Source organism: Muricauda sp. SCSIO 65647, from assembly GCF_021534965.1.
Lineage (GTDB): Bacteria > Bacteroidota > Bacteroidia > Flavobacteriales > Flavobacteriaceae > Flagellimonas_A.
On record NZ_CP091037.1, the window covers coordinates 2396467 to 2408444 of the forward strand.

Sequence of the window (11978 nt, forward strand, 5' to 3'; positions counted from 1 at the left end):
AAAACGAATCCGTTTTAACCCTTTGATAACCGTCCCGTGTCTTGCTAAAACCATTAATCATTCAATTTTCATTGAATTCTAAAAACAAAAAAATGAAAAATCTAGCAATAGCACTGTTCTCCATTGGCATATTAAATTGGTGCGGTGCGCAAACAATAACACAGACCGTAAAGGGTTCCGTTACAGATGAGAACACATCCGAAGCTTTAATCGGGGCGACGATAACATTAGTGGGTTCTGACCCAATACTGGGTACCATAACCGATTTTGAGGGTGCCTTTGCACTAGCTGAAGTGCCTGTTGGAAGACAAGATTTTGAGGTGCGCATGATTGGCTATGAAAGTTATCTCGTTTCTGAAATTTTGGTCGGTTCAGGAAAAGAAGTGGTTCTTGACATAACGCTAACGCCACTGACCACAAATCTTGATGAGGTTGTTGTGGCCTATCGCAGAAATAAAGAGAAGCCCATAAACACAATGGCCGCACTAAGTACACGTCAGTTTACCGTTGAAGAGACCCAACGCTACGCAGGAGGTCTTAATGATCCGGGACGATTGGTATCCTCTTTTGCCGGTGTTGCGGCACCTTCGGTGAGCAGCAACGGAATCTCTATTCGTGGCAATAGTCCGTCAGGATTGTTATGGAGGATTGAAGGAGTTGAAGTGCCCAGTCCGAATCACTTCGCTGATTTGACCATCGCTGGTGCGGGGGCGTTGACGGTATTGAGCAGTCAAGTGATGGGAAACAGTGATTTTTACACTGGTGCATTTCCATCTGAATATGGTAACGCCACTTCGGGAGTTTTTGATATCAATTTAAGAAAGGGCAATTCCACAAATAGGGAGTATACCTTTCAAGCCAGTCTGCTCGGCCTGGATTTTGCTACTGAAGGGCCGTTCACAGAAGATGGAGATGCTACCTACCTATTCAATTACCGATATTCAACACTTGGTCTTATAGGCGCTTTTTTGCCTAGTGATGCAGGGGTGTTAAAATATCAAGACCTATCGTTCAAGCTTAACATGCCGACCAAAAATTCTGGCACGTTCTCATTTTGGGGTGTTGGGGCTTATGATGGTGTGGATACCGAAGCTGAAGATATGGAAGAGTGGGAGTCAAGGTCAGACCGTGAGAACTCTCAGACCTCACTATACATGTTCGCATCAGGGTTGAACCACAAACATGTGCTCAGACCCAGGTCTGTCATAAATTCAACCTTGTCCATAGCAGGCAATGGTACTTCATTCAAAGAACAGTACGTTGCTGATAACTTGAGCACTATCCCACAATCTGATGCGCGCAAGAATAATTACAAGCTCACCTTGCAGTCGAATCTCACTTCTTTTTTCAATGAAAGGCATACGAATAGATCCGGTTTCTATCTTAATTGGCTTGCCTACGATTTGCAAGTAGATGATGCTGAAACCGTTCAATCTTTGCCTAGAACAATCGTTGATGAGGATGGACAATCTTATCTACTTCAATTTTATAGCCAATCAAAATTTGATTTATCGACAAGATGGACTTTGACTGCTGGATTTCATTCCCAGTACTTCGGTCTGAACAAGGAATTTACTTTGGAACCTCGGGTTTCTTTAGACTATAAATTGGGAGATAAGAGCAATTTGGCCTTAGGTTATGGTTTGCACAGTAGCATTGAACCATTGTCAATTTATTTTGTAAGGGACGAAGATGGGTTTCAACCAAATAAGGATTTAGACCTTATGAAATCTAACCATTTTGTACTGTCTTTCAACACGAAGATCAGCGATAAGGTAAGATTGAGCATAGAACCGTACTATCAGTCTTTATATGATGTTCCGGTAGAACCAAACGGATACATTTCTACCTTGAATGTTGAAGACAACCTATTTTTTGATAGTGCTCTGGTCAGTGAAGGAACAGGAAGGAACATTGGTGTTGACTTAACACTTGAAAGATATCTCAATAATGGATTCTACTACTTGTTCACCACTTCAATTTTTGATTCAAAGTACACTGCCAATGATGGAATCGAACGAAATACCAGATACAACAAAAACTATGTTCTCAATGCCGTGTTTGGCAAAGAGTGGCAAGTTGGGAAAAATAGGAACAACACCTTCGGAGCCAACTTTCGGCTCAATTACTTAGGTGGAAATCGAATAGAGGCCATTGATTCTGAGGCTTCAATCATGAGCCAAGATGTGGTCTACGGTGAAACAGGAAACCAAATTTCCTTCTCAGAAAAGCATAAAGACCTGCCGATTGGTTCTTTCACCCTGACCTACCGAAAGAACAGACCAAGCCATTCTTCAGTTTGGAGCTTACAGGTATTGAATGCGGGAGCGACCGAAGAATTTCAAACCGACGTTTTCAATACCAACACACAGAATATTGAAAGGAAGTTTTCAGGAATAGTTATCCCGAACATTAGTTACAAAATCGAATTCTAAATCGATTAGTAGAGGGCCATAAGAGGTTCCTCAACCAAAAGAAATAAGAGTTTATCCATTAATCAAAAACATAGAATCATGGAAACAAAGTATTGCAGGGTAGGAAACTTAAGAGCATACCCACAGATTTTAAACAAAGAATACAATCAAGAACAAAAAAAAGTAAACGTCATGAAAACAAGTCTATATAAAAGGTCAAAACTAGTAGCACAAGCATTATTCTTATTGTTATCCATTTCCATTAACGCCCAGGTCAAGGGTTGGAATCCTGAATTGGAAAGCAATGCATTAAAAGCGATGGATACCTTGGTCAAAAAAATGCCCAAGCTGGAATCTTATAAAGATGAAGCCCATGCCTATGTAGTGTTTCCCCGTATTACAAAGGCTGCAGCGACAGTCGGTATTGCCTTGGGGAACGGTGTTGTCTATAAGGACAGCGAGATTTTGGGAACCGCCCGACTCAAACAGGCCAATATAGGGTATCAATTAGGAGGGCAACAATATATGGAAGTCATCTTTTTCGAAGATGAAGAGATTTTTGAAAAATTTAAAAACGGGAAATTGAAACTTGATGCCCAAGCCTCGGTTGTCGCATTCAAAAAAGGGGCTTCTTTCGATGTCGCTTATCAAGATGGCGTTGCTGTTTTTACCGCTACCAAGGGAGGTTTAATGTATGAAGCTTCCATAGGTGGGCAACGGTTTAAATACAGAGCAAAATGAAGCAAATATATTGCCACCCCTTTACAACGTGCGAAGGGGTGGTCTGTATTTTTGGTTTTAAAGGAAGAATCTGACTATTCAGCCTGTAGGACCAGTAAAGAACCTTCACCCCATATTTTATTTTAATTTAAGACTGAAAAGATTGATTGATTTTGATTTTCCTCTGAGATTTAGAGCATCGATTTTCTTCGTCATATGTTGAATGTTAGGAGCTAACCTTTTTGCCAACTTCCCGGAAATCAAGATTTTGGGATTGATGGTCATTGCATTGTGCTTGAATTCTTGCGGTCGTGTTCAAAACATCTCCGGTATAGCCGATATCTTTTTTGATAATATCCATTTCACTAACGGTTACTTCTTCTACATGAAAACAGGTCTTGAACTCTGGAACCAGACCAAATTTTTTGACATATTCTTCTTTGTTATTATTTATTTCGACGTCGATTTTTTGTAAACATGAAGATACCGACTTTATCGACCAGTACTTTTTCTTGGCCAAATAAATACCCTTAAGAATACAACCAGAAACATTAAATTTTTACCAGAATTCAATTCTGATACCCCTCAATAAAAATTTCTGTCTTTCTGCCTGTTAAAGCTGTATAGTTATAACTTATTGATATACAGTTAATTGAAAATAAAATGCCAATTTTTGGATGTTTCAAGTTCTTAAAATTTCCATAAAATAGTACCTTTTTATACATAGTACTGTAACAAAATTAATCTTGTGGCGTCTATCCATTGTAGACAAGTTAAATCAACCTTTAAAAAGTAACATAATGAAAGCATCAATTAACAGAACAGCGACTGAATCAAAAGCCGGACAGTATTTCTCAACCCTAAGTGGTAGCAAAAGATCACTCTGGGCACAGTACAGAAATTTTAACCGCTAAAATTTAGATCGGTAAGTAAGGAAAAACAGTTGGGAAGAGATTTATGACAACTCGGTAAGAGTTATTCCCAGAGAAAACACAAGCAACGCATATTTGCACAGTAATCAATCAAAAAGTAAAAAAATAGAACAATGAAAGCATCAATTAACAGAACAGTGACCGAATCAAGATCAGGACAGTATTTCTCAGCGCTAAGTGGTAGCAAAAGATCACTTTGGGCGCAGAAAAGAAATTTTAATCGCTAGACAATAGAATAATCAATCAAAAAATGACACCAATCATCATCAATCAATCAACAATGGAATCGAAAAGGTACGCTTTGCTTTCAAACCTAAAGAACAGCAAGCGTATTCGCTGGACCGAATCGGTACAGTACCTTTAGAATCAATCCTGCTTCACAGGAACTTTTTGGGATGGATAGCAATCAATATCCGTCCCTTTTTTTATTCCATCATGTACCTAAAATCTGGGTTATTTCAATGGTAACGACAAAAAGGGCTCTTTTTTCTGTTAACCAAAAAGTCTGATTTAAGGTGCTTGTCCGTTAACCATTCAACAAGATAGAAGTATCAAAAACGTTTTCATTTTATGTTACTACATGTTTTGTACTCGACCATATCTTAAAAAGGGATTTTCATTATAATGGACCGGTTTAATGATTAAAGTCTGATTCGCGGCCCAAAGCCTTCAGGCATATTTTCTGCACCTCCCCACAATTTGTTCTGTTGGTACCTGACCGGATGCAACCAATTCAACAAGGTATCTTCTTTCGAGAACATGGGGTCGTTTAGTGCGAGCAGACCGTTTAATCTTTCTTCTGGTCTTTGGTCTTCCTTTTCGAATGGAGACCACCCTGCTAAAGAAAAGATATTCAGATATTTCGGCAGGGAGTAGGCCATTGCCCCATCATAGGCAAACTCAGGTAAAACATGATCTATTTCCATTTCCCGAACATATACTTCCACCGTCACAAAAACTTCAATATGGCCATTTGCAAGTTCTGTAGAAGCAAGGCCCTCATTAATAATAGATTCCATTGAAAAATCGATCTCAATGTATTCATTGTGGGGATTGTCATAAGGTTGTGAAAGCATCAATATCGGAAATAATATAAATGACAGTAAGGTTTTCATAGCTCTTGTTTTATAAGTGAATATTTCCTTTCTATTCCTTTAAATATACATCATCTATATCATTAATTTTTATTTATATATTTTATGTTTTACATTAATATAATTTAATAAAAAAGTGTTTTTTGTTTTTTGCACTTTATATTAGATTTCTTTTTCTCCATTAGATGAATAAGATACCTGCGAAAATTAAATACTTAATCTTTGGTATTTCAATTTCACTCTTTTTGGTTCTTAGCTCTTCTCTAGGTATAAGATTGATTGTTCGAACAATAAATTTTTTGTCAGGGATTACCGGTTACCATTTTGGCGTTTCCACCAATTCTTTAGACTACCTCCTTTTTGCTTTAATTCCAGTTTTTGGAATGCTATGTACCACAACTCGCCTGAAGTTTAGGGTTTCTGTATTACTTCGAGATATTCTTATGGTACTCGTTAGCGTTATTGGTATGATTATAATTGGGCTTTTTTTGATGGTTTACCTGGGTAAAAGTTCAAATCCACTTATCCCAAAATATTTACTGGTTGAACCATTTGACTTCTATTCAACGTTGTTGATTATTATTGGTCTAGGGTTTCCTCTCATGATAACATCAATAAAAACTTAATATATTGATATGGTAAAAGTTCAATAAAACGATAAAAAATGAGAGATAAACACAGTTGGCCGAATTTGACCTTTTCAGATATTCAGGAAACACTGGAAACCCTTCATCAGTGGATTCAAATCGTGGGAAAAATCAGATTAAGGACAATGCCTTGGCAAAACCATTCGTGGCATGTTTCATTGTATTTAAGCTCGAAAGGATTCACCACTAATCCTATTCCTTATAAGGGTAGGGTTTTTCAAATAGATTTTGACTTTAAACTTCATAAACTATATGTGGAGTGTTCGAATGCCGGAAAGGCAGAAATGGACTTATATCCAAGAACGGTGGCCGACTTCTATCGAGAGCTTTTTGAGAAGTTGGATGTTTTGGGTATCGATGTAAAGATCCATGGTAGTCCCAATGAAATGGAACCTGCCATTCCTTTCCATGAAAACACCATTAACAAATCATACGATAAGGATGCCGTACAAGCTATTTGGAAATCTATGCTCAAGGCAAATGAGGTGTTCACCAAATTCAGAAGTGACTTCGTTGGTAAAGTAAGTCCGGTTCATCTATTCTGGGGGGCATTTGACTTGGCCGTTACACGGTTTTCAGGAAATGATGCGCCTTTGCACCAAGGGGGAATGCCCAATATGCCTTTAGATGTCATGCAGGAAGCGTATTCCAAAGAAGTGAGCAGTGCTGGTTTCTGGCTGGGCTCCAAAGATTTTCCTTTTCCTGCTTTTTACGCTTATGCCTATCCGAGTCCTACAGCGTTTGGAAAACAAAAAGTACAGCCCGAGCAGGCTTTTTGGAGTGATGAAATGGGAGAATTTTTCTTGAAATATGAAGACGTGCAGAAATCTTCCAACCCTGATGAAGTTTTATTGTCTTTTTTACGGAGCACCTATGAGGCATCTGCCAAGACTGCCCAATGGGATCGTGCCAAACTTGAAAGAAAATAATAGTACGACACGCCAACAACGGCTATAATTCAGCTTTGCCTTTTGACAAAATTGAAAGCTTCTAACTATACAAAATAGCTCGATTCCGAACTTGGAAAACACTGACAGATTTGCCATGCCGACCTGCCTGCCGGCAGGCAGGAATCATGGCCAAGACCGTTACAAAAGTGGTCTTTGCTTCTTCAAAAAGAAAAAGCCACCAACGTCTGTTGATGGCTTTCTTAGTAGCGGGGACTGGATTGCTTCCTCGCCTTGCTCGGAAGCGGCCTTGGGGGTGGCTTTACCAAGAAATCCATCACCTTGCCTTGGCAAGGTGCCGTCTTTTTCTTTTCTCACAGGCCAAAGTGGCCTTTTGCTTCTTCAAAAAGAAAAAGCCACCAACGTCTGTTGATGGCTTTCTTAGTAGCGGGGACTGGACTCGAACCAGCGACCTTCGGGTTATGAGCCCGACGAGCTACCTACTGCTCTACCCCGCGATATATATTTTAACGTTGCCCTGCGGTAACAACTTATTATCATGCTTTCAAAGCGAGGAGCCCGACGAGCGGACCCTGTGCTGAGCGTAGCCGAAGCATACCGCTCTACCCCGCGATATATTTTAACGTTGCCCTGCGGTAACAACTTATCATCATGTTTTCAAAGCGAGGAGCCCGACGAGCGGACCCTGTGCTGAGCGTAGCCGAAGCATACCGCTCTACCCCGCGATGTGGACGGCAAATATACGACGGTTTCTTCGATTCACAAAATGGCACATACTTTCATAGGGTCTAATCGATGCAAGATGAGAATTGCTTAACTTCGACCGCATGGACGCACTCAATGATTTTCTTTCCGCCATGTTGCCCTACACCGAATGGGCCATGCTCATTCTGTTGATCGGTGGAGGGCTTTTTCTTGCTTTTTATTCAAAATTATTGCCCTACCGATATTTTGGCCATGCCATTGCCATCACCTCGGGCAAATATGACGACAAAGACGCAAAAGGCGATGTGAGCTCGTTACAGGCACTATCGTCGGCAGTTGCGGCCACAGTGGGCCTAGGGAATATCTCTGGAGTGGCAATAGCCATATATATGGGTGGCCCCGGGGTTATTTTCTGGATTTGGATGACGGCCCTTTTGGGCATGGCCATCAAATTTTATTCCTGTAGTCTGGCCATCATGTACAGAGGAGAGGATTCGGAAGGAAAACTTCAGGGGGGACCCATGTTCTATATTACCAAGGGCATGGGCAAAAAAGCAAGGCCACTGGCCGTTTTCTTTTGTATAGCCGGTCTGTTTGGCTTCTTGGGAGTCTTCACGGCCAACCAGTTCACCCAAACTTTTATGAACGTGGTCAAACCTGACGAAAACCTTATGGTGTTGGGTGAGTTCAACTGGAAATTGACCATTGGGGTCATACTCGCCTTGATCACATCTTTTGTCATTTTCGGGGGACTCAAAAAAATAGCCAAAGTGGCCACCGCCATTGTACCGTTCATGGTATTGCTCTATTTCTTGGCAGTGGTCGTGGTGATGTTCATGAACACTTCGGAGATATTGCCATCATTGAAACTCATTTTTGTAGAGGCTTTCAATTTGAAAACAGCCGTGACCGGAGGTTTTTGGGGCTTGGTGATACTTGGGGTACGTCGGGCCATGTTCTCAAATGAGGCAGGTCTGGGCAGTGCACCCATGTACCATGGCCAATCAAAGACCGAAGAGCCTACAAGAGAGGGCTTGGTGGCCATGCTGGGGCCGTTTATCGATACCATTGTGGTCTGCACGTTGACCGCCGTGGTCATCATTCTGAGCGGGGCTTATCTAGAGGCCGAGAGCAACGGCATCATCATGACTTTGATAGCCTTTAAAAAATCACTTTTTGGGGTAGGCGATGTGCTATTGATGGTCATTGTGGCCGCCTTTGCCCTTTCGACCCTGTTCACGTATTCATATTATGGCGTAAAATGCCTTTCTTTTTTGACCAATGCCAAGATCGGTAGGTTTTTCAATTGGTATTTTGTCGCTACCATTGTCTTTGCGGCGGTCGCTTCTGTCGATTTGGTCATTAACCTCATCGATCTGGCCTATGCCCTGATGGTCATACCGAACATGATCGCAGTACTGTGGTTGGCACCGAAAGTGAACCAATCGGCGAGAACCTACTTTTCAAAACTTCGGGATGGGCGTGCATAAATCAGGCTTTGTAAACATCATTGGCAACCCAAACGTGGGCAAATCGACCTTGATGAATGCCTTTGTCGGAGAAAAGCTGTCCATTATCACCTCTAAGGCACAAACGACCAGGCACCGCATTTTTGGCATTGTGAACGGAGATGATTTTCAGGTGGTCTTTTCAGATACCCCGGGTATCATCAAGCCTGCATATGAACTTCAGACCTCGATGATGGATTTTGTGAAGTCTGCCTTTGAAGATGCCGATGTACTGCTCTATATGGTCGAAATTGGGGAAAAGGGTTTGAAGGATGAAAACTTTTTCAAAAAAATCCAGCAAAGTAAAATTCCTGTGCTGCTATTGTTGAACAAAATCGATACTGCAGACCAAGAACTTTTGGAGGAACAAGTGCCATATTGGCAAGAACTGCTTCCGAGGGCAGAGATACACCCTATCTCAGCATTGGAGAACTTCAACGTGAAAGAAGTCTTCGACCGTATTTTGGAACTGCTACCTGAAGGACCTGCATATTATCCGAAAGACCAGTTGACCGATAAACCTGAACGTTTTTTTGTCAATGAGACCATACGCGAGAAAATTCTTCTGAACTATAAAAAAGAGATCCCATATGCCGTTGAAGTCGAGACGGAAGAGTTTTTAGAGGATAAGGATATCATCAGAATCCGTTCTGTAATCATGGTCGAACGCAATACCCAAAAAGGTATCATCATAGGCCACAAGGGCAGCGCTTTAAAAAAAGTGGGGATAGAAGCACGTAAAGACCTGGAAAAGTTCTTTGGTAAGCAGGTACATATCGAACTCTATGTCAAGGTAAACAAAAACTGGCGGTCAAATCCAAACCAGCTTAAACGTTTTGGTTACGAAAAATAAAGGTTAATTTGTTCTTTGCCTAACGGCTAGTTCATTTTGGAGTCAGACATTGGTAGAAATTTTAAACTGACCGAAATGAAAAACTTCAACAAATTTCTCTTGTCCCTTTTGGTGATCTCTGTGTTTTCTTGTGAAAAAATAGATGACTTTATCGGTAATCCGGGTGGTGAAGACGATGATGGGCCAACCACAGAAACCATGGTAGATTTTAAGTTTAAGAACTCGTTTCAAGTAGGGGGTGAGGGAGCTGCAGAAATTGCTGCTTTTGATCCCATCACCAATAGGCTCTTTGTAGTGAATGTTGAAGTGCCCGAGATTTCTGTTTTTGACCTTACCAATGTCAATAACCCCATGCGTTTAGATCCGGTGGTCTGCGTTAATCCTGGATCACCCAACAGTGTTTCGGTAAAAGATGGCATGTTGGCCGTGGCCATCGAATCTCCCAATAAACAAGAAAATGGTTTCATAGAGCTGTTTGAGACCAGTGATACACAAAATGAGGTGAATAGTATCGAAGTGGGCGCACTTCCTGACATGGTGACCTTTACGCCCAATGGCGACTATTTGGTCGTGGCCAATGAGGGAGAGCCCAACGATGATTACACCGTAGATCCCATGGGCATGGTGAGCATCATCAAAGTGGCGACGGGCGAAACCTATAATTTAGATTTTGTTGCCTTTAATGGAATGGAAGAAAGTTTGGAAGCCGACGGTTTTCGGGTTTTTGGTCCAGGCGCTACCTTAGCCATGGACGTAGAACCTGAATATGTGGCGGTATCAAATGATTCTAAAACTGCTTGGGTAACCCTACAGGAAAATAACGGTGTGGCCGTGGTCAATCTAGAGAGTAAGCAGATTACCGATATCTTGCCTTTGGGGTATAAAAGCTATGCCAATCCGGGAAACGAAATAGACCCAAGCGATGAGGATGGAAAAAAAGAATTGAGAAGCGTTCCCGTTTTCGGAACCTACCATCCTGATGCCATTGCGTACTATAGCGTGAACGGAATGGATTATGTGGTCACGGCAAATGAAGGGGATGCGCGAGAGTATGAAGGTGAGCCCGGTTTTGTAGAAGAAGACAGAATCAAGGATGTGGTACTTGACCCTGAGGTATTTCCAGATTTTGAAGAACTTCAAAAAGAAGAAAATCTTGGTAGATTGAAATTGACCCTTGTTCAAGGCGACACCGACGGAGATGGTGACTACGATGAGCTGTACAGTTTTGGCGCCCGTTCTTTTTCGATCTGGTCGGGTATGGGCCAGTTGGTTTATGACAGTGGCAACGATATTGCGGCCAAGACTTTAGCATTGACCCCAGATGCATTCAATGGTGACGATGGACGAAGCGATGACAAGGGGGCCGAACCTGAAGCTGTCACCATACAAGAAATTGGGGGCAAGCAAATATTATTCCTTGGCCTGGAACGTAACAACCAGATAATGGTTTATGACATATCCAATCCAAGCTTTCCAGAATTCATACAAATCTTATCTACCAATGGCGATATAGGTCCAGAAGGTGTTTTGGCCGTAAGTGCAGAAGATAGTCCCACGGGCAAAGAACTGTTGATAGTGAGCAATGAGGTAAGTGGTACCGTTACCATTTATGAGAACAAGTAAGATGGTTTTTGTTTCATAATTGAATTGAGTATGTTGGGCACGGTCAGTTTATTGGCCGTGTTTTTTTTGAATGGTTACAAAAAGCTCATCGGCATATCGTCGCAATTGTTGCATTTGGGGTTTGCCCTTTGCCTTTCCCAATCTACCGAAGGCATAAAGAATAAACCAAATAAGGATCAAAAACCCCATGCCAGCCAACCATATGGTGATATCGTGGCCCAGCGAATGCTTTGAATATGCAAAAATTCCCAAGATTATGAACAGCGTTGCCACCCCAAAATGCAAGAACATAAAGAAGGTCCATAAGGTCGGGTTGGGTCCGAACACCCCATGAATGGTGCTTTTGCCCGGACTGAACGAACTTATTTCCAAGTGAAGTTGAGGTGTCCAAAAATTGGTTTCCTCCCTTTTGAACCGAATGTAGATATGTTCATCGATGCGTTTGAGCAAAAAAGGGTCTTTGGCCTTGATGTCAAAAGCAGCCTTTAAAACCTCGGGATCGGTATACAGTCGAATATCAAACCGGGGTCTTAGAACAATCTCATTGACTAGGTCGCTCATTATTCATTGGTTA

10 protein-coding genes and 1 tRNA gene are annotated in these 11978 nt (G+C 41.6%); 6 read left to right on the plus strand and 5 right to left on the minus strand.

The features are described from left to right. Nucleotides 1–92: 92 nt before the first annotated feature. Together L0P89_RS10535 and L0P89_RS10540 are read left to right on the plus strand one after the other, a co-directional pair. Nucleotides 93–2435, plus strand: coding sequence for a TonB-dependent receptor (locus tag L0P89_RS10535; RefSeq protein ID WP_235265064.1), 2343 nt, complete (start codon nucleotides 93–95; stop codon nucleotides 2433–2435). A 171-nt stretch (nucleotides 2436–2606) separates the two neighbouring features. Next, nucleotides 2607–3155, plus strand: coding sequence for a YSC84-related protein (locus tag L0P89_RS10540; RefSeq protein ID WP_235265065.1), 549 nt, complete (start codon nucleotides 2607–2609; stop codon nucleotides 3153–3155). A gap of 205 nt (nucleotides 3156–3360) precedes the next feature. On the opposite strand, the gene L0P89_RS10545 is transcribed toward L0P89_RS10540, so the two are convergent. Both L0P89_RS10545 and L0P89_RS10550 read right to left on the minus strand, forming a co-directional pair. Continuing rightward, the gene (locus tag L0P89_RS10545; RefSeq protein WP_235265066.1) at nucleotides 3361–3654 is read right to left on the minus strand and encodes a hypothetical protein; all 294 of its coding nucleotides are present in this window, start codon (nucleotides 3652–3654) and stop codon (nucleotides 3361–3363) included. A 1053-nt stretch (nucleotides 3655–4707) separates the two neighbouring features. Beyond that, entirely contained in the window at nucleotides 4708–5181 is a 474-nt protein-coding gene (locus tag L0P89_RS10550) for a hypothetical protein (protein ID WP_235265067.1), read from the minus strand. 643 nt (nucleotides 5182–5824) lie between these two features. Between L0P89_RS10550 and L0P89_RS10555 the strand changes: the two genes are divergently transcribed. Beyond that, entirely contained in the window at nucleotides 5825–6736 is a 912-nt protein-coding gene (locus tag L0P89_RS10555) for a DUF5996 family protein (protein ID WP_235265068.1), read from the plus strand. A gap of 159 nt (nucleotides 6737–6895) precedes the next feature. Here L0P89_RS10555 and L0P89_RS10560 read toward each other — a convergent pair whose 3' ends face one another. Together L0P89_RS10560 and L0P89_RS10565 are read right to left on the minus strand one after the other, a co-directional pair. Beyond that, nucleotides 6896–7072: a hypothetical protein gene (locus tag L0P89_RS10560; protein WP_235265069.1), complete on the minus strand. Its 177-nt coding sequence runs from the start codon at nucleotides 7070–7072 to the stop codon at nucleotides 6896–6898. Nucleotides 7073–7139: 67 nt separating this feature from the next. Then, nucleotides 7140–7212 (minus strand) — tRNA-Met (locus tag L0P89_RS10565). A gap of 330 nt (nucleotides 7213–7542) precedes the next feature. Between L0P89_RS10565 and L0P89_RS10570 the strand changes: the two genes are divergently transcribed. The 3 genes from L0P89_RS10570 to L0P89_RS10580 all read left to right on the plus strand — a co-directional run bounded on the left by L0P89_RS10570 (nucleotide 7543) and on the right by L0P89_RS10580 (nucleotide 11404). After that, nucleotides 7543–8910 (plus strand): alanine/glycine:cation symporter family protein, encoded by a 1368-nt coding sequence (locus L0P89_RS10570; protein WP_235265070.1) that lies wholly within the window; start codon nucleotides 7543–7545, stop codon nucleotides 8908–8910. Further along, nucleotides 8897–9781, plus strand: a complete 885-nt coding sequence (gene era, locus L0P89_RS10575) for a GTPase Era (protein ID WP_235265071.1) — start codon at nucleotides 8897–8899, stop codon at nucleotides 9779–9781. The genes L0P89_RS10570 and era overlap by 14 nt, the downstream gene beginning before the upstream one ends. 75 nt (nucleotides 9782–9856) lie before the next feature. After that, nucleotides 9857–11404, plus strand: coding sequence for a choice-of-anchor I family protein (locus L0P89_RS10580; RefSeq protein ID WP_235265072.1), 1548 nt, complete (start codon nucleotides 9857–9859; stop codon nucleotides 11402–11404). A gap of 48 nt (nucleotides 11405–11452) precedes the next feature. On the opposite strand, the gene L0P89_RS10585 is transcribed toward L0P89_RS10580, so the two are convergent. After that, nucleotides 11453–11965: a GTP-binding protein gene (locus L0P89_RS10585; RefSeq protein ID WP_235265073.1), complete on the minus strand. Its 513-nt coding sequence runs from the start codon at nucleotides 11963–11965 to the stop codon at nucleotides 11453–11455. Nucleotides 11966–11978 lie beyond the last annotated feature (13 nt).